Here is a 21,928-nt window from a genome sequence, read left to right as displayed (position 1 = left end):
GTACGGGGTCGGCCCGAAAGGGGGGTCGGAGGGGTCAAGTAGGTGCTTGTCCCCTACGCAGCCCATCGCGTCAAGGCTCGCCCCTGCGGTGCGAGACGGTGGGAGGTGAGAAAGTTGACAGCCCCACGGCCCCCGTGGGACGGAGGGCCCGTGCGTCACCTCGTGGGATGGATCGAGCGGGTGCTCCCAGTGGCCATGCTGGTCGTCGCCGTGGTGGGCGCGCCCGTGATGATCTTCGCTCCCCAGGGCCTCCCTCGGCTCCGCTCGCTGGAGCGGGAACTCTCCCAGGTGGAGGAAGAGAACGCGGAGCTGTCCCGCGACATCGAGGCCCTGCGGGGCCGGGTCGCGCGCCTCCGCGACGACCCCGCTGCCGTCGAGCGCATCGCGCGCGACAACCTGGGCCTCATCCGCCAGAACGAGGTCGTGTTCCAGTTCTCCAAGAGCCGCTGACCTCCGTGAGCCGCCGGTAGCCACCGCGCGCGGCCTGCGCTTCTGGTATGGTCCAGCCCGTGTCGATCGACCTGGGCCGGCTCCTCATCGAAGCGGGGGTGCTGCCGGCGGCGGAGGTGGAAGCAGCGCTGTTCCTCTCGGTTGTCCGGGGGATCCCTTTTGCGCGAGCGCTCGTGGATCGGGGCGCCATCACCGAGCAGGCCCTGGAAGCCGAGCTGGATCGCCGGGCCGGCCTCGCGCTGCGGCAGGTGATCGGTTCGCGCGAGCTGTTCGCGCGGCTACCCAAGGCGATGTGCCGCCGCCTGGGCGCCGTCCCCACGCGGGTGGACACGACCACCGGCGCGGCCGACGTCGCCACCTCGGACCCGCTCGATCGGCACGTCGGCGCAGAGTTCGGCTTCCATCTCGGCATGCCCGTCCGGCTGGTGCGCGCCCCGATGGCCGCCATCGAGGAGGCGATCCGGACCCTCGAACTCGATGAGCGGCAAGCCCCGAGCACGCGGCTCAGGCCGCGGCGCGTGACCCCCCCTTCACCGCACGGCTCCCCCCAGTCGACCATCCCCCCGCCCCCTTCGGAGGAGCTCCCCATCCCGCTGGTCCGCCGCGCTCCGCACGTCTACCCCGGCCAGGCACCAGCGGCCGGCGTCACCTCGCCGCGAGCCCAGGGACAAGAGCGCTCCGAGACGCGTCTGGTCGCCCCGTCGACGCTGCGCGGTCCTGGTCGCACCGAGGCCGACGACGGCGAGCTGGGCCCCGCCATCTCCTTTCCCTCGACCCCCCCCGGTGCCGCCGCCGAAGACGCCCCCGTCCACGAGCCCTCGGGCGATCGTGCCCCGGTGACCTTGCCGCAGGGCCGGCTGCACGTCCCTCGCCTGGAGCCGCTCTCCGACGGGGCTTTGCAAGCGCGCTTCAGCGCCCACGACGACACCATCCTGCCTCCCGCGTCCTCCGGCCCCTTCGCCGACCTCGACCAGATCCTTGCCGCCATCGACGGCGCGCGCAGCCGCGACGAGATCGTCGCCCTCGCCCTCGAAGGTCTGCGTCACGTGGCCGCTCGTGCCGCACTCTTCGCCGTGAAGCGCGGCATGTTCCAGGGCTACACCTGCACCCCGACCTTCGGCGACGAGGTCGCATTCCGCGAGGTTGCCATCGCCATGTCGAGCCCCAGCCTGCTGGCGACCGCGAACGCCACGGGCACGTACCTCGGCCCCATCCCGGGGAACCCCGTGCACGCGCCCCTGCTTGCCGTGATGGGCAGCGCCAGTCCCGACGTCGCCGCCGTCGCCGTCCGCGTCGCCGGACGCCCCGTCCTGGTCCTCGTCGCCGACGAGCTCTCCCACTCCATGACCGGCACGCGCAGCATGGACGAGCTGGCCCGCGCCGTCGGCGACGCGCTCACCCGCATTCTCGCCGCCCGCCTCTAAGAGCCGGGCGGCAAAGCTGCTGCGCGCCCTGCCGCGTCGGTCGGCCTTCCTCGAAATCCGAGAGGATTCTTCGGTCGGCCTCCCTAGCGGCAGGGCGCTCGCGACGCTTTGCCGCCCGGCTCTTGGTGGCGTCGGGGGAAAGGGAAGAGAGAGAAGTGAGGAGGGGGGGAGAGGGAGGGAGGGAGAGAGAGAAAAGGGGAGATGGGGGGGATGTGCGGTCGAGTGGCGCTTGGTCGAGAGGGATCCGTTCGTGGTGGTCGACGGGGAAAGGAAGGAGGGGGTCGCGCTGGGTCGGGTCGAGGGGAGAGCCGTTCGTGGCGGTCGAGGGCGAAGAGGACGGTGGTCGGAGCGTTCCCCCTGACCTTTACTGGTGCGGTATCGAGGGTGGGGAGCGTTCCCCCTGACCTTTACTGGTGCAGTATCGAGGATGGGGAGCGTTCCCCCTGGCCTTTGCTGGTGCAGTATCGAGGGTGGGGAGCGTTCCCCCTGGCCTTTACTGGTGCAGTATCGAGGGTGGGGAGCGTTCCTGGGCGTCGTTGCTGGTGCAGTATCGAGGGTGGGGAGCGTTCCCCCTGACGTTTGCTGGTGCAGTATCGAGGGTGGGGAGCGTTCCTGGGCGTCGTTGCTGGTGCAGTATCGAGGGTGGGGAGCGTTGCCACCCCTCTCTGCTGGTGCCGTTGGGGGAAGCTTCGTGGAGATGACGGCTCGGGGGCTGGGGTCGAGGTGGAGGGAGCTTCGCTGGGCGTGATGGCTCCGGCGCCCGAGGTGGAGGGGGCGGGGTCGATGATGGGGGTCGTGCTGGGGGCGGGCGCTGGTCGGGGGCTCGGGGACGAGCGGAAGGCGCGGGGGAGGGGTGGGCGGACCGAGGGGGCTCAGGGCTTCACGAATTTGAGGACGAAACGATCGCTCTGGCCTCGCTTCTCGCCGGCGGCGGAGGGGGAGGCGTTCCAGTCGCGGGGGTCGTCCGGGTTGCGGAGGAAGGTGGCCTCTGCGGCGAGCTTGAAGCCGGCGCGCTCGATCTCTTCGCGCACGACCTGCTCTTCGATGCGGTGGAGGGTCTTCACTTCGCTCGTGCCCGTGCCGGGGCGACCGCTGTGATCGAGGATGCCGTAGACACCACCTGGTTTCAGGGCACGAAACACGGCGCGGTTCATGGCGTCCCGGTCGACGCCCATCCAGAAGGTGTCGTGGTAGAAGAACAGCATGAGCACGGCGTCGAGCTCCTTCGCCTCGGGGGGCAGGGGATCGTCGAACGGTCGATCCACGCGAACCACGGGCTTCATCAGGGGCTTGGTGAGGCGTTCGCTCCACGGCGCTTCGGCGAAGCGCTCCAGGATGAAGGCCGAGTTCTGGCCGTAGACGGTGCCCGAGGGGCCCACGATGCGGGCGAGAAGCTCCGCGGTGTAGCCGCCACCTGCGCCCAGCTCGGCGACCTTGGCGGAAGGGGTGATGCCGAGGAACGAGAGGGTCTCGGCGGGATGACGTCCCGGGTCGAGGGCGCGATCGGTGGCGCTGCGGTCGGCAGCGTCGACGGCGGCGCGGACGGCGGGGGTGATCGTGACCTGCTCGACGCGTGCTGGTGCCGTGGCGGGAGTGCTCACGGTGGGCTCGGCCGTCGTCGTGGTGGCCGGCGGTGCCGCGTCCACCAAGGGGGGCTCCGGTCGCCCTGTCGGCGTACACGCGGCGATCGTGGTGATCGCGGTGGTGAGGAGGGCGGCGAGGAAGTGTCGCGGCACGCGCATGCCGCGGCTTACCACGTCTTCCGCGGTACCTCACGGTCGGTGGATGCAGGCGGCGGCGTCGGATCGCGTTCGAACCTCAGCCGAGCCAGCTCGATCTCCAGCGCCACCCGGGCACGCCGTTCTGCTTCGAGCGCATCTTCGAGCCGGTGCTGCTTCGCTTCCGCGACCGTCCGCGCTTCGGCGTCCGTGGGCAAGAGTTCGTCACCGTCGGGGCCGATGGCGAGGCGTACGCGCGTATTCCCCTCTTCGCCCACGACGCGCAGCCAGCAGCCGAGGGCTTCGGAGTGGACCCGATCGGCGCTGGTGGCCTCCACCCGCAAGAAACCCCGAGGCGAGCGGCGGAACACCTGCCAGCGTACGCGGGAGCTGCTGTCGCGGTGATCGGGGTCGAACACGATCAGCTCCTCGACGCCGAGGCGGCCATACTTGGCGGGCGCACCGAGATGGTCCTTCTGGACGTCGTGCGAGACGACCTCGAACGCGAAGGACGGTCGTTGCTGCGTCTCCCAGACCTTCCAGGCGCTAACGCGCGTGCTCGGAGACACGCCGAGCAACACGTAGACGTCCGGCGCGATTCCTTCGGAGGGGTTGTACTGTTCCCAGTAGAAGAACTGGTCCGCCCCCACGAACGCTACCTGGCCGCGAGAGGCCAGCCACTGAGCGATGAGGCCTCGCAGCAGTTCGGAGATGAAGCGCTGCAAAGACCCTTCGCCCACGTCGTCCTCGATGGGGTAGACTGTCGGGTCGTCTTCGATCTGCTTTGCTGCGGCCCCCGACATGGTAACGAACCCAACAGTACCATCATCGGGACGGGATGGCAGTCCCTTCCACCTGCTGCCCCGGCTCCGGTCGGTCGGTGCCGTTCTGCTCGTCGTCTCTCGTCGCGGTCTCCGCGTGCGCTTCGTCGGGCGCCGTGCTCTCCATCTGCTTCTCCTCGCGCGTCGTGCTCGTCGCCCGGACTGCGTCACGCAGTCCGAGCTTCGCGCGCACCCAGCGCGCCCCCTCGCGTAGCTCCTCGGGCTGCCACAGGCACAGGTAGAAGCACATGGTGATCGTCGAGAAGTGCCCCACGTCCATGGCGATCAGGATGCCGAGGTGGAGCATGATGCCGGTGAGCACCCACGGCTTGCGCAGGTCGAAGCGGTTCATCCATCGCCGCATCCGGCCGCCGCGATCGGCGGTGTAGCGGTAGTAGAAGACCAGGAGCAGCAGTGGCGCCGTGACCTCCCAGAGCCAGGTGACCGCGGTGGCGAGCTGGGTGACCGGGTAGAACTTCGCCGCCCACGCCATGTCGAAGCGCTGCCAGGCGGGCTGCTGGAGGATGTAGTAGAGCGCCGAGTAGTAGCCCGCGGGGAACCAGTACACGCTCACCTTCTGCAGGCCCGTCGTGGTGTACACGGTGACGAGCTGCGCGATGGCGAGGTAGCGGGGGAAGGCGCTGATCGCTTCGTCGGAGCGGAACTTGCCGGTGCGGATGCGGCAGTCGAGGGAGAGCGTGGCCGTCGAGCGCGCGAGGGTGAGCAGCCAGAGGGCGTTGGTGACGAGGATGTCGGAGGAGCCGCTCGAATTGTGGTTGAGGCGGTGGAGCGCGATGTAGCCCTGGAGGCAGAGGAACGAGGTGACGCGTCCGCCGAGGCCGACACCGAGCAGCACGGCGAGGACGACGGTCGCGATGAGGACGCTCCACACGACGTCGGGCCGCGGGCCGCCAAGGAGCGCGATCAGGTAGGGGCCATTCCCGAGCGAGCGGTAGCCACCCCACTGCCGGTCGACCCAGACCGCGTCGACGAGGTCGTACGCGATGGCCTCGCCGAGCGAGGAGAGGATCACCACGGCGACGGCGATGCGGAAGAGGGCGATGGTGTCCCCTGGCTCGCGTCGGTCGAGCAGGCGCACCCACGCCTTCCAGATGGCGGCGATGCGGCTCACTTGCGGTGCTCCTTGAGCTTGCGGACCTCTCGCGAGAGGTAGGTGGGCTCGAGGATGGTCTCGCCGGCGCGCGCCTCGGCGGGGGCAGGGGTGCGGTAGCGGAGCTGGCGCACCATCACCTCGGTGGCCTCGGGGAAGTCGGCCGCGGCCTGGTCGGCGATCCAGTCACAGAAGGTCTTGAACGCAGCGCGCTCGCGCTCCCACGCCGTCTGGAACATGGCGCGGCGCAAGCGGTAGCGGTTGAGCTGCGTGGCGCGCCAGGTGTGCTCGGAAGAGCGGCTCTGGTAGATCAGGCGCCAGGTGCCCCCCTCGCGGATGGAGACCTCGACGCGCACCGGGTAGCGCTGCGGGGCGACGAACAGGCGCCAGCTCTGACGGACACCCAGGTACTCCGCGTAAGGGCGGAACGGGGCGTCGGTGGTGCGGCGGACGTCGAGGTAACGCTCGGCGAAATCCCAGAGTTCGGTCTCGAGTTCCTTCTGGGTGATCTCCATCCCGAAGTTCCGGAGCCGCTCGGTCCACAGACGGAACTCGTTCTGCGTGGTGGGGTTCTCCCACGACGAGCGCTGCATCACGCCGCCGGGCGTGGGGAACGCGAGAACGAAGACGGCGATCACGTGGTACGTGACGAGCACCGCGCGGATCGTGGGCCATCGCTGGATCCACCGCTCCGGGATGCGGGCGCGCAGGGCGCCGGTCAAAGACATGCGCGGGAGGTTACTCCAAGCCCCGTTCGAGATCCGCGATGAGATCCTCGGTCGCTTCGAGTCCGACGCAGAGGCGGAGGAGGCCCTCGGTGACACCGGTGCGCTGACGCTCGTCGGGAGTGAGGCCGGCGTGGGAGGCGGTGGCCGGTCGGGTGAGCAGGGTCTCCGGGCCGCCGAGGCTCGGCGCGTGGGTCATCAAGCGCGTGCGCGCGATGAGGCGATCCGCTGCCTCGACGCCGCCACGCAGCTCGAAGCTGAGCACCCCGCCGAAGCCCGAGAACCAGGCGCGGGCGCGGGTGTGGTCGGGGTGGGTCTCCAGGCCGGGGTAGTGGACGGCGGCGACGGCCGGGTGGCGCTCGAGCCAGCGGGCCAGGGCGAGGGCCGACGCGCTCTGGTGGCGGACGCGGAGCGCCAGCGTTTTGAGGCCGCGGTGGAGCAGGAAGCAGGCGTGGGGATCGAGCGAACCGCCCAGGTGATCGAGCAGGTGCTTGATCGTCTCGATCAGCGCGGCGCGTCCGACGACGGCGCCCGCGACGATGTCGGTGTGGCCGTTCAGGTACTTGGTGGCGCTGTGGAGGACGAGGTCGAAACCGAGCGTGAGCGGGCGGAGGTTGACCGGGGTGGCGAAGGTGGCGTCGATGATGGACACGAGACCGTGCTGGCGCGCGAAGGTCGCGGCCGCGGCGAGATCGCCGATGCGGACCAGGGGGTTGGAGATGGCCTCGACGTAGAGCACGCGGGTGCTGGGCTGCAAGGCGGCGGCCCAGGTGCTCGGGTCGCCGGCGTCGATGAAGGTGTGCGTGATGCCGAGGCGGGGGAGGTCGCGGGTGATGAAGCCGTGCGTGCCGCCGTAGAGCTCGCGCTGGGCGAGGAGGTGGCCGCCCGCGCCGAGGAGGGAGAGCAGGGTGGTGGAGACCGCGGCCATGCCGCTCGACGTGACCAGCGCGGCGTCGGCCCCCTCGATTGCAGCGAGCTTCTCCGCGAGGGCGAGGTGGTTGGGGGTGTTGTTCAGCCGGATGTAGCGGAGATCGTGGTAGCCCGCGTCGCCGTCGATCGCGAAGGTCGACGACTGGAAGACGGGCATGGCCACGGCGCCGCCGAAGCGTGGCTGCGGCTCACCGGCGTGGATGAGCCGCGTCTCGAGGCGATCGTCGGGTTCGCTCATGGAGCGAGCCGTACGCCAGCCCGCGTGCGGAGGGAAATGGTCTCGGCGGGACTACCGCGTCATCGGGACTACCGCGTCATGTAGAGGAACGCGATGCACATCTCGTCCTCGGTGCCTTCACCCCAGGTGGTGGGTTCCGTGCGGCGGGTGGTGTCGAACCCGCAGGTGATCTTGAGGGTGTCGCCACCACGAACGCGGATCGGGGTCGTGTAGAACGAGTTGCTCTGCCAGTGGAAGTTCCAGTTGGTGACGCGGGCGAGGCAGGTCTCGTCGTCGCCGCGCACGGCCGAGACGTCCATCGTCTTGCCGAGGGTGTGCATGTGGGGACCCACGCCGTAGATGGTGATCTCGGGCGTCTGCGCGGGGAGCGTGAACTGGAAGCTGGCCTCGGCGCGCTCCTGACCTGGCGGGAGGTTGAGGTTCAGCGCGGGCAGGGGGGTGACGGCGGCCTCCTTGTCGACGCTCGGCGCGAGCTTGAGATCGACGCGGGTGCGGTCGGGCATGGGGCCGTTGGAGAGGTTGTAATGCACCTGGAGCACGGCCTTGCGACCGGCTTCCAGCTTGATGCCGGTGCCCTCGGGGTACGTCGTCGCCCGGCCGCCCGGGGCCCAGCCGACCAGCCACCGGGCGTTGACGCCCGCGCCGCCGAAGCAGGGGTAGCCAGGGCGGTTGTCCTGGTTGTCCTTGTCGGCGGCAGCCTGCTCGGCACTCTCGTCGTCGAGTGCGTAAAGGATGGCGTGGTGCACGACACGCTGGTCGCCAGGGATCACTTCCGACGCGATCATGTAGGCGTCGTTGGCGAGCTGTGGATCGATGATGAAGCAGCGGTAGTCGTCGGTGAGGGACGCATCGGGGGTGTACTCGACGCCCATGTCGAAGGTGACGTCGACGCGATCGAGGCCGACGGGAGGCGGCGGGATCTCGGGGCCGTCTGCGGGATCGCCCTCGGGCATCTCGGCCTCGACCCAGTCGCCGATGGTCTTGATCTGCTCGTCGGTGAGCCAGCGGGCGTCGCTGTACGTGTTGCAGTCCCCGGTGTTGTCGAGGACGAAGGGGGGCATGAGCCGCTGCTCCGTCGTGTTGCGGATGGAGTACGCGGCGATCTTCGCGTCCTCGTAGGTCAAGAACGAGAAGGGGGCGATGCCTTCGGCGCGATGACAGCTCGCGCAGTTGTCCATGAGGATGGGCGCGACGTCTTTGTAATAAGTCGGCGCATTGCCCGGAGGATCCGTCGATGTGGTGCCGGTCGTGGTGGTCCCGTTGCCACCCGTCGACGTCTCGCCGTCGTCGCTGCAGCCGTTCGCGAGGAGCGCGAGCGGCAAGGCCGCTGCGAAGGTGATCGTGACACGCCATCCGAGCATTCCCGTTCCTCCTTCGCCCCCTCAGGAAGGTGACGTGCCGTCATGGTGCCACGCTTCGTGGCGCAGGTGGGTCCGATGCGGCGTTCGGCGAGGCCGTGTCCGGCGGGCTGAAGCGGTGCGTCGCTGGATGATCTGCGAGATGGGGCGTGGCTGAAGAACTTGCAGGCGACTGGACACATCGCCGTGCGCTGGACGCAGGGCTGATGCGCTGGACGCAGTGCGGGCGGGGTGGTGCGAAGAGACAGGTCGTGGGGGAGGGGCGGCGTGGGGGCGAGGGCGCGAGGTATGCGACCGCCACCTTCGGGTGGCCGTCAGCTCGGCTCACATGGATCCGTCACCACCGCCGTCGCCGCCCATGCCGCCATCGCCGCCATCACCGCCCGCGCCACCTGCGCCGGCACCGCCGGTGCCCCCTGCGCCACCTCCTCCGCCCTGCGGTACGCACGCACGGAACTGCTCGCCGCTCTCCTGGAGCTGGATCTGTCCGCAGATGGCGTCGTCGGAGCAAGCCCGCGCGGGATCGGCGGGGTCGCAGTAGGTGGTGCAGATCCCCTCGGCCTGGCCCACGAGCATCAAGCACACGAGGCCATCACCGCAGGTGGGCTGGCCCTTGTAGAGCTGGCACGACGCGCCGAGGGCGCCTGGGCCGCTGTTCAGGCACTGGAACGAGCCGGTCTGGTCGGGCCAGCAGGTCTGCCCTGCGGGACAGCTCCAGGGGTCGGCGTTGCACCCGGTCGGCGGGGTGCTCGATCCGCCGTTGCCGCCGTTGCCGCCGCTGCCACCGTCGCCGCCGTCATCGCACGCCGCAGCGAACCCCAGGGTGAGCACGGCGAGTCCGAACCAGAGCTTCATCGACATCGTCTCCTTTGACCAAGCTGTGCGACGGACGATGGCATGGCGCTGCGCCTGGTGTCCATCTTGCGGCAGGGGGCGGCGCGCTGGTGTCCGGGTTCTGGAGAGGGGGCGCCGCGCCTGGGGTCGGCGGGTCAGGCCTGGTGCAGGATGAGGGCGATCAAGCCGAGCGTCGCGTTCTTGCGCACGGCACCTGCCGTCTGCTCCACGGCGCCGACGCACAGAGGGCAACCCGCGGCGCAGCCGCAGCCCGTGAGGAGCTTGCGGGCGCGGGCGAGCAGCTCTTCGCGGCGCTCGTAGATGCGCTCGGCGAGGCCGATGCCGCCGGGCGCGTTGTCGAAGAGGAAGAGGGTCGGGTCGTAGCCGGGCTGCGGGCCGTGGCCGCCAGTCGGGGGGCGGTCGCCGTTCTGGCCTGCGCCTTCGGCGTCACCGAGGGTCTGTCCGATGTCGCGCGGGTCGCACATGAGGGCGATGGTGGAGACGGTCTCCAGGGCCCGCGCGATGCCGCGGAGCCCCTCGATGGCGGCGGGGCGGCCCATGCCGAGTGCTTCGCAGAGGGCCTCGGGGACGGTGAGCCAGAACGAGGTGGTGTGCTTCTGGATGTCGGGGAGGCGCACGTCGCCATAGCCGGCGTTCTCGTGGGTGTAGAACTTGATCTTCTTGTAGCCGACGATCTTCTCCACGATGCTCACCTCGCCCCATGCGGCCTGGGCGCGGCCGAGCGAGGCGCTCGCGCTCTCGTCGAGCACGGCGACCTTCCGGTTGGTCATCGCCTGGGTGAAGTAGTCGGGGACGACGCGGGTGACGTACGCCTTGTGGTTCTCGTAGTCGAGGCGCTCCACCTGGTACTGCTCGCCGTCGTGCTGGTAGATGGCCTGCTCGTGCAGCATGGTGGGCGTCGATCGCCAGTCCAGCTCGGCGATGGTGCGGCCGTGGGCCTTGTCGATGATGACGAAGTTGTCCCAGCCGATGGCGCGCAAGCTGACGTGGTTGGCGGGGTAGGCGTCGGTGGCCCAGTGGAAGCGGTCGCCGGACTCGTGGACGACGCCGTGATCGACGAGGAAGCGGAGGGCGGCGGTGGTGTCCTCCGGGGCGAGGACGGCGTAGCGCTCGCCCATGAGGAACGGGAGCTCGAAGGCGGCGCACTTGAGGTGCTGGATGAGGATCTCGGTGTTGCCGGGATCGATGCGCGCGCTCTCGGCGTGGCTGTCGAGGAGCAGCTCGGGGTTTCTGGCGAGGTACTGGTCGACCGGCGCGCTGGAGGCGCAGAGCACGGCGACGCTGCGCTCGCCGCGGCGGCCGGCGCGGCCGAAGCGCTGCCAGGTCTCGGCGATGGATCCGGGGTAGCCGGCGCAGATCACGGCGTCGAGATCCCCGATGTCGATGCCCAGCTCGAGGGCGCTGGTAGCGACGACGCAGAGGATCTCGCCATCGCGCAGGCCGCGCTCGACGCGGCGCCGGGTCTCGGGGAGGTAGCCGCCGCGGTAGGCCATGATGGCGTCCTCGCCGACCTCCTTGCCGACCTCCTCGCGGAGGTACTTGAGCATGATCTCCACGCTGTTGCGGGACTGGCCGAAGATGATGGTGGGGACGCGGGCGCGGGCGAGATCGGCGGCGAGACGGACGGCGCTCTTGGGGGTGCTGGCGCGGATGCCGAGTTCTTCGTTCACCACGGGGGGGTTGAAGAGGAAGAAGCGGCGTTCGCCGCGGGGGGCGCCGGACTCGGTGACGATCTCGAGGTCCCCTTCGGGCACGCCGAGCATGCGGGCGGCGTGCTCGCGGGGGTTGCCGATGGTGGCGGTGGCGCAGAGGAAGGCGGGCGTCGAGCCGTGGAAGGCGGCGATGCGCTGGAGGCGCGCGAGGACGTGGGCGACGTTGGAGCCGAAGACGCCGCGGTACGTGTGGAGCTCGTCGAGGATGACGTACTTGAGCTTCTGGAAGGTGCGGGCCCAGTGGGCGTGGTGCGGGAGGATCCCGGCGTGGAGCATGTCCGGGTTGGTCATGACGATGGGGCTGCGCTCGCGGGCAGCGCGCCGGGCGTCGCCAGGGGTGTCGCCGTCGTAGACCACGGCAGGGATGCTGAGGCCCGCCTCGCGGATGAGGGCGTGGACGCCCGCCTCCTGGTCCCGGGAAAGAGCCTTGGTCGGGTAGAGGTAGATGGCGCTCGCGCCCGGGTCGCGGGTGATGGCTTCGAGCACCGGCAGATGGAAGCAGAGGCTCTTGCCGCTGGCGGTCGGGGTGGCGACGACGACGTGGCGGCCTGCGCGCGCCGCGGCGATGGCCTGGGCCTGGTGGGCGTAGAGCTGCTGGATGCCGCGGGCTTCGAGCGCGCCGCGCAGGGCAGGGGAGAGGTCGTCCGGGAAGGGGGCGTGGTGGGGCTCGACAGGCGGTAGCTCGCGGTCGGCGGTGAAGCACGGTCGGACCGCGCCGGACGCGAGCCAGCGGTGGATCACGGCGTCGACACCGGTCTCCACCTTCCAGGGGGGCGCAGGCATGGGGGCGGGATACTAAACAGATGTCCGGTGCGTCCTCAAGGTGGGCGGATCGCTGGGGATCAGGGGGGCTGGTGCGGGGGTTGCTTCAGCGTGGGTGGTGCCGTGTGCGGCGTCTCGCTTGCGCTCAGCAGGGCCGCATCGAGGGCCCACCGAGGGCCAGAACCACCGGGAGAGGGACCATGAGGGGCATACTCGCAGCGGGGGTCGTGCTGGTCGCAGGGCTCGCCGGCTGCATGAGCAGCACGGCGAGGTTGGCGTCTCAGCAGATGACGGAGACCAAATCGGCGATCGGGCTGGCCGAGGAAGCCGGCGCCGCGCAGTCGGAGCGCGCGGCGTTGCACCTCCGGATGGCGCGCGAGCAGCTCTACCAGGCGAGGAAGCTGCTGGAAGAGGGGGACGACAAGCAGGCGACGGCGGTGCTCCGTCACGCCAAGCAGGATGCGCAGCGATCGCTCCAGATCGCGCGTGCGCAGCGGGAACAGGAGCAGTGGGATCTGAAGCAGGCGCCGCAGAGCAAGCCCGTGATGGGGCAGCAAGGGCGCTGAGCCGCGGTGACGCAGGCGGTGTCACCGAGCGGAGCGCGCGAGACGGAACGAGGCGCTCTGCCATCCAAGCTCTGCAGGCGCGCGACTGGATGCGCGGGGAGATGACGCCTCTCGAGGCGTCGGAGCTGGCCACTGTCGAGGCCACAGGAGAAATCATGGGAGAACGAGCAGCCGTTGCCGTGGCGTCGAGCACCGATCCGAACCCGGGAGGCACCGGGCCTGGGCAGACGACGCCCGAGGTGCAGCCGGTACCGCACGAGCCCGAGGTGCAGCCGACGAAGCCGAAGCCGGAGATCGAGGAGCCCGCCGTTCCGCCGGGATCGCCGGAAAAGCCGGAAGTGGAGGAGCCGCCTGGCGCGCCCAAGCCGGAGGTGGAACGCCCGCCTCATCCCAAGCCCGAGGTGATCCCACCCGCGAAGCCCGAGAAGCTGCCTGGACGCACGCCCGAGGTGATCCCACCCGCGAAGCCTGATGTTGGGCTTCCAGGGCGAACACCGGAGATCCAGGAGCCCCCTGGGCGTATCGAGGTGCCTGCTCCGGGACAGCAGGACGTGGAGCTGCCGGGCATGATCCCGCCCCGCTAGTCGAGCGCGACGGAGATGAGCCACGACGGAAGGGTGCGCGCGAGCGGCCCACGTTTGCTCTGACTGCTCCCTTCGCGTACAACGCGCGGGATATGTCGACGGAGCCCGATGTGCGCGAGAGCGCCGAGAGGCCAGGTGGCGCTCTCCACTTCACGGCCGAGCCGAGCGCGCCTGCGGGCCCTGCCGGCCTGCTCCCTGGAGCTTCGTCGGTCGGTGAGTCCGAGGTCGGGGGGCTGGACGACGACGAGCTTCCGCCGGGGGAGCGGGCGTCGACGCTGTTCCTCGTGATCGTCGCTGGGCTCTCCGCCGTCGCGGATCTCGCGACCAAGGCGTGGGCCCAGGCGCAGCTCGCCGGGGCCGACGGCCGACGACCCGTGGGCAAGAGCATCACGGTCATCGAGAACTACGTCGACTTCATCTTCGCGCAGAACCCCGGCGGGGCCTGGAGCTTCGCCCGGAGCTTGCCCGAGGGGCTGCGGAGGCCGTTCTTCCTGTTCGTCTCGGCCGCGGCGATCGTGTTCATTCTGGCGATTTACCGGCGCGTCCACCGCAGCCAGACGGCGATGAAGTGGGGGCTGCCGCTCGCCCTGGGCGGCGCGATCGGCAACCTGGTCGATCGGATGCGCTTCGGCTGGGTGATCGATTTCATCGATGTGTACGTCTCGCGCGGTGGGCGTGAGCATCACTGGCCGACCTTCAACGTCGCCGACGTGGCGATCGTGGTGGGCGTCGTGCTGATGGGGCTCAACATGTTCACCGCGACCCGGCGCGCACGCGCCGAGGAAGCGGCGGCACAGCCAGTGCTGGCCCCGGAACCGGCGCTGGAGGGGGCGGCCGGGCAAGGGAGCCCGAGTCCTGCCGTCGTGAGCACCGAGAGGGCCTCCGGGACGGTCGAGCGGGAGGCGCCGCCAGAGCCCCCGGCCGCCGCGTAGGGCCTGCCGCCCGGAGGCTCCCGTCGCGGCCCAGGGGCCCCGCTTTCGCGGTCGGGTGCGTTGTGCTGCGGGCGTGCCTGGCGCCGCCGTCGAGTTTGTCGTACTGAACGAGCCTTCCAATGTCCGACGACGCGACGCCGCGAGAGCCCCAGAAGGCCGACGCCGGGGGGGCGACCCGCCCCGCGCCCCGGCACCCGGGATACCTGTTCCTGATCATCCTCTCTGCCGTCACCCTGGTGGCCGACCTCGGCACCAAGGAGTGGGCGAGGTTCCGGCTCGGACCGCCGAGACCGTTCGTGGAGCGGAAGATCGAGGTGCTCAAGGGGCACTTCAACCTGATCTACGCGGAGAACCCAGGCGGCGCGTTCGGTCTGCTCCAGGACGAGCACGAGTCGCTGCGCCGGCCGTTCTTCGTCCTGATCTCGGTGGCCGCGGTGGCGTTCATCGTCTCGCTGTACCGGAAGACGGAGCCCTGGCAGTGGACGCTGAAGTGGGGCCTCCCGCTGGTGCTCGGCGGCGCGCTGGGGAACCTGGCCGACCGGATCCGTCACGGGATCGTGGTCGATTTCATCCAGATCCACGTGACGAAGACATACACCTGGCCGACGTTCAACGTGGCGGACATCGCCATCGTTGTCGGTGTGGCGCTGATGTTCATCGACATGTTCATCGCGCGGAAGCACCGCACGACGGAGACCTCGGCGCAGGCGACGGAGCCGCGCGCGGATGCGCCGGGAGCGCCGGGAGCGCCGGCCGGGGTGGCCGTGGAGCAGAAGCCGTCGGCGGACGAAGGCTGAGATGCGCCCCGAGCTGTTCCGGATCGACACCATCGAGTGGGGGGAAGTCGGCTTCCCCGCCTACTTCCTGTTGCTCGTCTCGGGGTTCCTGCTCGCCACGGCGATCGGGGCGATGTGGGCGCGGCGGATCGGGAAGGATCCCGACGTGGTGGTCGATCTGGGGCTGGCTTGCATCCTGGCCGGCGTGATCGGTGGGCGCTTGCTCCACGTGATCGCGGACGGGTACTTCTGGGACTACGTCCACCTCTGCACGGATCCTTCGCTGGTCGACTGGAAGCTGGAGCGCGCGGTCTGCGGGTCGACGCGCTATCCCGGCGTATGGGACGAGGTGAAGGGGGTGTGTCACCCGACGAACCGGGACTGCTTCGCCTGGGCGAAGTTCTGGGCGGGCGGGTTGACGTACTACGGCGGGTTCATCGGGGCGTCCGCGGCGGCGTGGTGGCTGCTCAAGCGGGACAGGTTCCCGTTCTGGAAAGCGGCCGACATGGCAGGCTTCGCCATCCCGCTCGGCCTGGGCTTCGGTCGGATGGGCTGCCTCCTGGCCGGGTGCTGCTTCGGGCTGCGGACCGAGGGGCCGTTCGGGCTCTCGTTCCCCCCGGGGAGCCCCGCGAGCGAGGCGCAGTGGAAGCTCCAGGAGCTCTCTGCGGCGCGGTTGCCGTCGCACCCGGTGCACCCGACGCAGATCTACGAGTCAGCGGTGTCGTTCGCCATCGCGGCGGTGTGCCTGCTGTGGGTTCACGGGCGGAAGCGGTACGACGGCCAGGTGTTCGTGACGTTCCTGGCGCTGTACGCGCTGGGGCGGTTCGCGCTGGAGTTCTTGCGGGCCGACGATCGTGGAGGTCTCCTCGGGCTGTCGACGTCGCAGCTCATCGGGCTGGGGCTCGTCGGGGTGGCGCTGCTGATCCACCGGCGCCTGTCCGCGAAGCGAGAGGCTCGCGTCGCCACCGCAGCAGCCTGACCCCCACCGCATCGACGTTCTGAGGCCGTTGCTCGACGCGGCGGCCGTCACGTCAAAAGCCGCGAGGAGCCGTCCGTGTGCGCGGCTGCCGTGTGCGCGGTTGCCGTGTGAAGGCGTGTCGTTCGAGTTCGGGCTGGTGACGCTCATCGAGGAGCGCTGAGGTGGGTGTGCGCCGCGTCCATCGTGCGCCACGGCGTGGAGCCGCGATGCGAACGGTGCCGAGGGGCTGGCGCCAAGAGGCTGACGTGACCGAGAAGCTCCACCCGCTGGGGCCGATGGGCCCCTGGTTCAGGGGGCGCGGGGCTAGGTCGCCTTGGCCTTGTCCCGCTCGCGTGCGGCTCGGTACTCGGCTTTCTGTTCCTCGGTCGGCGGCTTGCCGAAGAGGTACACGAGGCCGATCGACAGGAGATAGAGGACGCACATCGGTCCGGCCATCACGAGCTGGCTGATGACTTCGGGCGGCGTCAGGATCGCGGCGACGATGAAGGCCACGAGCACGAACCACCGGCCGAAGCGGAGGAGGTGCAGGTAGTTCACCACGCCAGCGATGGAGAGGAAGAGCAGCAGGAGCGGCAGCTCGAAGACGAGGCCGAACCCGAGGAGGATCAGGCCGATGTACTCGACGTAATCACCCATCATCACGGTGGGGGTGATGGTGATGCCACCTTCGCCGAGCTGACCGGAGAGGCCGAGAAAGAAGCTGAGGGAGAGGGGGACGGCCGTGTAGTAGGCGAAGACGGCGCCGCCGACGAAGAGGATCGTGGACGAGGCGACGAAGGGGATGACGAACTTCTTCTCGCGTGCATACAGGCCCGGGGCGATGAACGACCAGAGCTGGTAGAAGAGGTAGGGCGAGACGACGAGCGCGCCGCCGATCATCGAGAGCTTGAAGTAGACGGCGAAGGGGACGGCAGGCGCGCCGAAGTGCAGCGTGCCCTCACCAGGGAGCCCTTGCTCGGCCCACGCGACCTTGAAGGGCGTGGAGAGCAGGTGCATCAGCTCCTGGTGGTAGTTCCACGTCACCAGCGTGGCGACGAAGAACGCGATGAGGCTCCGGACGAGGCGCGATCGCAGCTCGTCCATGTGCTCCCAGAAGCTCATGGGCTTGTCGCCGTCGGCGTCGTCCTCTTCGTTCTCCTCGGGAGCCTTCGGGGCAGGGCGCTGCGCCACGGCGGGCAGCGCGGCGACCTTGGGCGCGCCGCCGAGCGGCGGTGTGGCGGGCTGGGTCCCCTGGGCGGGGACGATCTTCGGGGGGCTCGTGGCGCCGGAAGGCTTGGTCGTGGTCGGCACGCTGCGATCCTCGCTCACGTCGTTGCCCTGTCCGGTGCGGCGGTGGTGCTGGGGGTGGGCGCCGCAGCGGCATTCTCGTCCGTCGTCGCCGCGGTGCCCGCGTCGGCCTGGAGAGGCGGCGCTGCAGGGGCAGGCGGTGATGCCTCACCGAACGCGCCGGTGTACGGCTCGGCGTCGTCCGGGAAGGCGCCGTAGGCATCGCAGCCGAGGGCGGGGTACTCCCGCTCGCGGATCGGCTTGATGCCGTCGTCTTCGTCGTCGTCGTCTTCGTACGTGGTGGCGTCGTGGATCGGGGGGGCAGCCGGGGTGGGCAGCCGGGGGGCCGCGCTCGCCACGGCCCCGGCCGTCGCCGCACCGCTCACCGGGTTGACCAGCGTCTCGATGACGTTCACCCGCGACAAGGAGCGCAGCTCGCGCAGCTCGCGCTCCAGGCCTTCCTGTCGGATGAGGTCGTCGATGCCGCTCTGCGCGCGGAGATCGGTGCTCATCCGGCGGATCTTGGAGACCCACTGGCCGAGGGTGCGCATCATCTGGGGGAGCTTGCGCGGACCCACGACGACGATGCCCACGATGACGAGCACCAGGATCTCGCCGAAACTGAAGCCGAACACGGGCGCAAGTTAGCGCGACGGGACGCTGGGATCCATCGAGACCCTCGCCCCCCCGGCAGCAACGGGCGCTCCAGGGGGCCCAGGCGCGCGGGCCCCTCGTCTGGGGGCGCCGCTGCGGGCGAGCTGGCCGCACGCCGCGCCGACGTCGCCACCGCCGGAGTAGCGGACGATCGACCCGACTCCGGCACCGAAGAGCACGGTGCGGAAGGCCTCCAGGCGGTCCGAGCGGCGCAGGGCGTCGTCGCCGATGGAGTTGAAGGGGATGAGGCTGAGGCGCGGCGTGATGCCGTGAGCCTGAGCGAAATCTTTCACCAGCGCGGCGAGGTGGGCGGCGTCCTCGTCGGCGTCGTTCTGGCCAGCGAGCAAGGTATAGGCCCACATGGGGGCGTAGCCCGTCGCGCGCGCGTGCTCGCCCGCTGCGGCGAGGACCTCGCCGAGGGGGTGGACATTGTCGATGGGCATGAGCGCGCGGCGCGCACCCGGCCGGACCGAGCCCAGGGAGACGCCGAGCCGTGCGCCGGGGGCCTCCTGGGCGAGCCTTCGGATGCCCGCCGGGAGGCCGGCGGTGCAGACGGTGATGTTCCGGCGGTCGATGGCCTGAGCGCTCGGCTCGCAGAGCACGCGGATGGCGCGGAAGACGCGGTCCGCGTTGGCGAGCGGTTCGCCCATGCCCTGGAAAACGACACCGTGAACCCGGGCGCCCGGGTGCTCCGCCTCCAGATCGCGCCGCACGATGCGGATCTGCTCGACGATCTCCCAGGTCTCGAGGTTGCGGGTGAGCCCCATGCGGCCCGTGGCGCAGAACGCACAGGCGAGGGCGCAGCCCGCCTGGGAACTGACGCACACGGCGAAGCGGCCGGTCTTCTCCAGCGGGATGCGGACCGTCTCGATGACCGCGCCGTCGTGCAGGCGGAAGGCGTACTTCACGAACGGGTCCACCGCGCTCGGCGTTCGCTCCACGACCTCCAGGGTGGGCAGGTGGCAGCGGGCGCGGACCGCATCGAGGGCGGCGCGGCGGATCGTGGCGGGGGCGCGCTCGGGCAGCTCACCCCGACGGTGGGCGAGGGAGACGATGCGGCGCGCGTCGGCGATCTCGATCCCGCAGGCGTCGGCGAGTTCGTCGGGGGTGAGGCCTTGCAAGGCCGTCGGCGGGGGGAGGGGCGCTTCGGCCATGGCCAAGTTCGGCTCGGATTCGCCGCACTACTAGCGCGGCAGCGCCGTCCGGTCTAGGGTCGCGGCTGGATGAGGGGCGAGGGGAGGGAAGGGGGCCTGGCTGCTGCCGCGATGGCAGCGCTGATCCTGACCGCTCCCGCCGCAGCGCTCGCCTCGCCTCAGGATGTGCTCGGCTATGGTGCCCGCACCCAGGCGATGGGCGCGACTGGCGCGGCCGTCGCCGAGGGCTACGAGGCCGTCTACGGCAACCCTGCGCTGCTCTCCGCGACCCACGAGCGTCGGCTCACGGTGGGCATGACGAGCGCGATCTTCGACCTGCGGGCCGAGCCTGCATCCGGCGGGGCCAACGCGGCCCTGGGTCGGCTCCCGTACGGACCGCTGCGCGGTGGCGTCATCGGCGCGACCCTGCCCATCCCGTTCGGTGGCTTCCTGAAGGATCGCGTCACGCTGGGTCTGGGCTTCTTCACCCCCTTCGACATCGTGGTGCGCGGCCGGATCCTCGATCCCGAGCGACCGCAGTTCTTGATGGCCGATCGGGTGCAGTCCGTGGCGGTGCAAGTTGGTCTGGGCGTGGACATCGGTCACGGGATCCGGATCGGCGGCGGCTTCGCCGCACTGGCGGCGCTCAGCGGCTCGGTGCTGGTGGCAACGGACGCCTCCGGCCGGGTGGGCACGGTCGTCGAGAACTCGCTCGTGGCGAGCTACGCGCCCGTGATCGGCGCCAGCTACGAGCGCGGACCCTGGCGCTTCGGCGCGACGTTCCGGGGCGAGCTCGTGGGGCGCTTCAACGTGGTGATCACCGTCCGCGATCTCGGCGCGATCACCGTGCCCCCGTTGAACATCTCGGGGATCGCCCAGTACGACCCGCTCCAGCTCGCCCTGGAGGCGGCGCGCACCGTCGGCCCCTTCCGGCTGGCCCTCGGCGCCACCTACAAACGCTGGTCGGGCTACCCCGGGCCCAACGAAGCCACCGTCCGCTGCCCCGAGACCGATCCGGACAGCGGTGAGCCGTTCTCGAAGCCCTGCGATCCGCTCGTCCCCCTCGATCCTGGGTACAGTGACACGGTGGTGGTGCGCGCCGGGGTGGAGCACAGCCACGCGCTGAGCCGCAGCGTCACCACGAAGCTGCGAGGCGGCGCGTTCTTCGAGCCCTCGCCAGCGCCTGCGCAGACGGGTGAGGCGAACCTCTTCGACAGCCACCGCCTGGCGCTCACCCTCGGGTACGGCCTCTCTGCCGGCCCCGTCGACCTCGATCTGTTCGGGCAAGCGCACCTGCTCCTCCCGCGCTCGCACGACAAGGTGGCCGACGTGCCCGCCTCGAACCCGGGCGCGCCGTCCGTCGAGACCAGCGGCGTGATCATCGCCGGCGGGCTGACCGCGGGGGTGGCGTTCTGATGCGGCGCGCTGGGCTCCTCGCGTTGCTCGCCGGCACGAGCGCGATGCTGCTCGCGCCGAGCCGTGCTTCTGCGCATGCGCCAGGCACGTACGGCTTCGGCTCGCGGGGGGCGGCCATGGGCGGCGCCGTCGCGGCCGACGCCGTCGATTTCTCCGCGGGCTACTACAACCCGGCGGGCCTCGTGGGGGCGCCCGGGCTGTCGATTTCCCTCGGCTATGCGTACTCGTCGAACGACCTGCGCATGAACGATCAGCCCAGCGGCACGCGCGACGTGCATGGCCTCTCCGGAGGCCTGGTCGCTCCCGGAACGCTGGCGGGGATCCCCTTCGCGTTCGGCCTGTCCACGTTCCTGCCCGACGATGGCCTCTCCAGGATCAAGGCGCTCCGGCAGGAGACGCCGCGCTGGGAGCTGTACGACGATCGCCTCTCGATCCTGTTCCTCGCCGCGAACCTGGCCATCCGACCGCTCCCCTGGCTCGAGGTGGGCGGTGGGCTCGCGTTCCTCGCGTCCACGCGCGGCGGCTTCAAGGTGAAGGGACGCGCCAACGTGCTCTCGCCCTACGAGTCGAAGCTGACCCACGAGGTCGACGCCGACCTCACCACCATCCGCTATCCCCAGCTCGGCGTGCGCGCCCGGGCCGGGGACCTGGGGTTCATCGGCCTCACCTACCGCGGTCAGGCGCAGCTTCCCCTGGCGATCGACGCCAATCTGAACGGGATCGTCGACTTCGCCGGCATCGAGGTGCCGCTCGCGTACGAGCTGGAGTCCCGCACCATCGACGGCTTCCTGCCGCAGCAGCTCGTCCTGGGCCTGAGCTTCCAGCGCATCCAGCGGCTGAAGATCAACCTCGACCTGACCTGGGTGAACTGGTCGGCCTACGAGAGTCCCGTGGCGAAAACGCGCGCCCACCTCGACGCCGAGACGCCCCCTGGCCTCGACATCGATCTGCCGGACGATCCCCGACCGACGGTGCCCATCCCGCTCGATTTCGTCGACCGCATCGTGCCGCGCCTCGGCGTGGAGTACCTCTGGGCGGCGGCCGGACCCCTTCGCGACGTCGCTGGTGAGACCACACCGCGTCGCGCCCTGGAGGTGCCCCTCCGTGTCGGCTACCTCTACGAGCGATCCCCCATCCCTCCGCAGACCGGCGTCACCAACTACGTGGACACCGATCGGCACACGTTCTCGATCGGCGCCGGCGTCTGGTGGAACCACCCAGGCGAGGTGTTGCCAGGTGCCCTGAAGCTCGATCTCCACGCGCAGCTATCCCTCTTGCCCGAGCGCATCATCGAGAAGGCGAGCGCCGCCGATTTCGTAGGCGATTACCGGGCACGCGGGACCATGGTGAGCGGCGGAGGCACGCTCACCGCGGCGTTCTGAGCGGTGGGACTGCAATCCATTCCACACTCCCGGTCATTTTCTTCTGGCCGAACCGACTGCGGTGCTGGATGGACCCCGTCCGGCCGGCTGACACACGGGACCGCCCCTGATGATCCGGGCCTGTCTGGGCGGCCCG

At 70.3% G+C, this 21,928-nt stretch carries 20 protein-coding genes; 9 read left to right on the top strand and 11 right to left on the bottom strand.

Annotated elements, in window-relative coordinates:
• The first annotated feature begins 150 nt into the window (after positions 1–150).
• Together CMC5_RS25115 and CMC5_RS25110 are read left to right on the top strand one after the other, a co-directional pair.
• On the top strand, positions 151–450 hold the full coding sequence (locus CMC5_RS25115) for an FtsB family cell division protein (protein WP_245677738.1): 300 nt from the start codon (positions 151–153) through the stop codon (positions 448–450).
• A gap of 59 nt (positions 451–509) precedes the next feature.
• The gene (locus CMC5_RS25110; RefSeq protein WP_169796651.1) at positions 510–1,874 is read left to right on the top strand and encodes a GspE/PulE/PilB domain-containing protein; all 1,365 of its coding nucleotides are present in this window, start codon (positions 510–512) and stop codon (positions 1,872–1,874) included.
• A gap of 872 nt (positions 1,875–2,746) precedes the next feature.
• On the opposite strand, the gene CMC5_RS25105 is transcribed toward CMC5_RS25110, so the two are convergent.
• The 8 genes from CMC5_RS25105 to CMC5_RS25070 all read right to left on the bottom strand — a co-directional run bounded on the left by CMC5_RS25105 (position 2,747) and on the right by CMC5_RS25070 (position 12,125).
• The gene (locus CMC5_RS25105; protein WP_050432799.1) at positions 2,747–3,616 is read right to left on the bottom strand and encodes a class I SAM-dependent methyltransferase; all 870 of its coding nucleotides are present in this window, start codon (positions 3,614–3,616) and stop codon (positions 2,747–2,749) included.
• A gap of 8 nt (positions 3,617–3,624) precedes the next feature.
• Positions 3,625–4,395, bottom strand: coding sequence for a Uma2 family endonuclease (locus tag CMC5_RS25100; RefSeq protein WP_063796346.1), 771 nt, complete (start codon positions 4,393–4,395; stop codon positions 3,625–3,627).
• A 22-nt stretch (positions 4,396–4,417) separates the two neighbouring features.
• The gene (locus CMC5_RS25095) at positions 4,418–5,545 is read right to left on the bottom strand and encodes a hypothetical protein (protein ID WP_050432798.1); all 1,128 of its coding nucleotides are present in this window, start codon (positions 5,543–5,545) and stop codon (positions 4,418–4,420) included.
• Entirely contained in the window at positions 5,542–6,252 is a 711-nt protein-coding gene (locus tag CMC5_RS25090; protein WP_050432797.1) for a hypothetical protein, read from the bottom strand. Before CMC5_RS25090 ends, CMC5_RS25095 begins: the two co-directional genes overlap by 4 nt.
• A 10-nt stretch (positions 6,253–6,262) precedes the next feature.
• Positions 6,263–7,417: a trans-sulfuration enzyme family protein gene (locus tag CMC5_RS25085; RefSeq protein ID WP_050432796.1), complete on the bottom strand. Its 1,155-nt coding sequence runs from the start codon at positions 7,415–7,417 to the stop codon at positions 6,263–6,265.
• A 68-nt stretch (positions 7,418–7,485) separates the two neighbouring features.
• On the bottom strand, positions 7,486–8,778 hold the full coding sequence (locus CMC5_RS25080; RefSeq protein WP_050432795.1) for a monooxygenase: 1,293 nt from the start codon (positions 8,776–8,778) through the stop codon (positions 7,486–7,488).
• Positions 8,779–9,099: 321 nt separating this feature from the next.
• On the bottom strand, positions 9,100–9,630 hold the full coding sequence (locus CMC5_RS46630) for a hypothetical protein (RefSeq protein ID WP_179955478.1): 531 nt from the start codon (positions 9,628–9,630) through the stop codon (positions 9,100–9,102).
• Between the two features lie 134 nt (positions 9,631–9,764).
• Positions 9,765–12,125 (bottom strand): DEAD/DEAH box helicase, encoded by a 2,361-nt coding sequence (locus CMC5_RS25070; protein ID WP_050432793.1) that lies wholly within the window; start codon positions 12,123–12,125, stop codon positions 9,765–9,767.
• Between the two features lie 266 nt (positions 12,126–12,391).
• Between CMC5_RS25070 and CMC5_RS43020 the strand changes: the two genes are divergently transcribed.
• The 5 genes from CMC5_RS43020 to CMC5_RS25045 all read left to right on the top strand — a co-directional run bounded on the left by CMC5_RS43020 (position 12,392) and on the right by CMC5_RS25045 (position 15,941).
• Entirely contained in the window at positions 12,392–12,670 is a 279-nt protein-coding gene (locus CMC5_RS43020) for a DUF4398 domain-containing protein (protein WP_218920059.1), read from the top strand.
• A gap of 155 nt (positions 12,671–12,825) precedes the next feature.
• Complete coding sequence (locus CMC5_RS25060; RefSeq protein ID WP_156338858.1) at positions 12,826–13,254, top strand: hypothetical protein; 429 nt, start codon at positions 12,826–12,828, stop codon at positions 13,252–13,254.
• Between the two features lie 92 nt (positions 13,255–13,346).
• On the top strand, positions 13,347–14,186 hold the full coding sequence (gene lspA / locus CMC5_RS25055; RefSeq protein ID WP_082362772.1) for a signal peptidase II: 840 nt from the start codon (positions 13,347–13,349) through the stop codon (positions 14,184–14,186).
• Between the two features lie 119 nt (positions 14,187–14,305).
• Positions 14,306–14,983: a signal peptidase II gene (lspA, locus tag CMC5_RS25050; RefSeq protein WP_063796345.1), complete on the top strand. Its 678-nt coding sequence runs from the start codon at positions 14,306–14,308 to the stop codon at positions 14,981–14,983.
• A gap of 1 nt (position 14,984) precedes the next feature.
• On the top strand, positions 14,985–15,941 hold the full coding sequence (locus CMC5_RS25045) for a prolipoprotein diacylglyceryl transferase (RefSeq protein ID WP_050432790.1): 957 nt from the start codon (positions 14,985–14,987) through the stop codon (positions 15,939–15,941).
• A 303-nt stretch (positions 15,942–16,244) separates the two neighbouring features.
• On the opposite strand, the gene tatC is transcribed toward CMC5_RS25045, so the two are convergent.
• The 3 genes from tatC to rlmN are packed head-to-tail and all read right to left on the bottom strand — an operon-like array spanning position 16,245 to position 19,015.
• Entirely contained in the window at positions 16,245–17,231 is a 987-nt protein-coding gene (tatC, locus tag CMC5_RS25040) for a twin-arginine translocase subunit TatC (RefSeq protein WP_245677737.1), read from the bottom strand.
• 14 nt (positions 17,232–17,245) lie between these two features.
• Positions 17,246–17,842 (bottom strand): Sec-independent protein translocase protein TatB, encoded by a 597-nt coding sequence (gene tatB / locus CMC5_RS25035; protein WP_050432789.1) that lies wholly within the window; start codon positions 17,840–17,842, stop codon positions 17,246–17,248.
• Positions 17,843–17,851: 9 nt separating this feature from the next.
• Positions 17,852–19,015, bottom strand: a complete 1,164-nt coding sequence (rlmN, locus tag CMC5_RS25030; protein ID WP_050432788.1) for a 23S rRNA (adenine(2503)-C(2))-methyltransferase RlmN — start codon at positions 19,013–19,015, stop codon at positions 17,852–17,854.
• A 69-nt stretch (positions 19,016–19,084) separates the two neighbouring features.
• Between rlmN and CMC5_RS25025 the strand changes: the two genes are divergently transcribed.
• Complete coding sequence (locus CMC5_RS25025; protein WP_156338857.1) at positions 19,085–20,410, top strand: OmpP1/FadL family transporter; 1,326 nt, start codon at positions 19,085–19,087, stop codon at positions 20,408–20,410.
• Positions 20,410–21,792, top strand: a complete 1,383-nt coding sequence (locus tag CMC5_RS25020; protein ID WP_050432786.1) for an OmpP1/FadL family transporter — start codon at positions 20,410–20,412, stop codon at positions 21,790–21,792. Before CMC5_RS25025 ends, CMC5_RS25020 begins: the two co-directional genes overlap by 1 nt.
• Positions 21,793–21,928: the final 136 nt, after the last annotated feature.

The sequence above is a fragment of the Chondromyces crocatus genome, assembly GCF_001189295.1.
Classification (GTDB): domain Bacteria; phylum Myxococcota_A; class Polyangia; order Polyangiales; family Polyangiaceae; genus Chondromyces; species Chondromyces crocatus.
The sequence above is the reverse complement of the archived record's forward strand: the minus strand, read 5'-3'. Positions and strand labels throughout refer to the sequence as shown.